The organism is Streptomyces alkaliphilus, assembly GCF_014141535.1.
In the GTDB taxonomy this organism is placed as follows: Bacteria; Actinomycetota; Actinomycetes; order Streptomycetales; family Streptomycetaceae; genus Streptomyces; species Streptomyces alkaliphilus.
In genome coordinates, this window is the sequence record NZ_VKHT01001410.1 from 1 (window position 1) to 980 (window position 980).

The window sequence follows — 980 nt, forward strand, 5'->3', positions numbered from 1 at the left end:
GTGGACGGCATCTCCCCCGCCCCGCGCCCCGGTGCCTCCCGGCGGTTCCTCCGCACCGCCCGGGTGGGCGCGGACGGGCCGGACCTGGTGATCGTGGACGGGGTCGGGCACACCCATCGGTTCGCGTTGCGCGGCCCGCTCGCCGTCCGACGGCTGGTGCGGGTGCCCGGTTCGCCGGACGGGACCCCGTCCCGTCTGGAGTTCCGGGACGCCGCCGGCCGGACCCGGGCCGCCCTCCCCGAGGAGGACTGGTTCTCCGGGTCCGGGGGTCCGGAGAGGCGTGAGCGGTTGCGTCGGCTGCTCGGCGTCCCGCTCGCCGAGGAGAGACCGCAACCGGCCGGGGCCGGAAGGGGCGATCGGGCGGCGCGTGACGCCGGGCCGGCGTTCGCCTCGGCCATGGCCCAACCCCGGGCAGCACGTGCCCGACGCGGGTCCGCCTTCCCCCGCACCATCGCCGGGCCCTCGTCCTCGATCTTCCTGGTCCTCTCACCGGCCTTCGCGGCGATCCTCGCGTTCTCGGTCCGGAACGCGGAGGGCGCCTTCGACGCCGTGAGCGGCACGGCGCTGGGGGTCGCGATCGCCGCTTGGCTCCTGGCCGGCCTCCCGGTGGTGTCCCGATTCCTGACGAGTGTGCTGTGGTGGGAGCGCCCGGCGCCGGTGGGGGGATCCCGATGAGCCGGGCCGCGCGGCGGGACGGCCCCGGCGGGACGTGGGGTCGGTGCTCGGCACGGAGGTCGTGGTGTTCGCCCTGCTCGGTCTGTTCGCGGTGGCCTTCTAGCTGATCCCCGAGCCCTTGATCCCGCTCTCCCGGACCGGTCGGCCCGCCCCTCAAGGGGCCGGTTCACCGGCCGTTCGGGCATCGATTCGGTGGAGTGTGCACGAAAGCGGTTGCGGGTGTGTCCCGATCCGGAGACAGCCATGGCCTGCGGGCCGGCGCCCTCCTAGGGTTTTGCGCCATGAGTGTTCCCCCTCCGCCTCCT

At 75.2% G+C, this 980-nt stretch carries 1 pseudogene; it reads left to right on the forward strand.

Annotated elements, in window-relative coordinates:
* Positions 1-675: pseudogene (locus FNQ90_RS24790) on the forward strand (hypothetical protein); the annotation flags it as partial.
* Positions 676-980 lie beyond the last annotated feature (305 nt).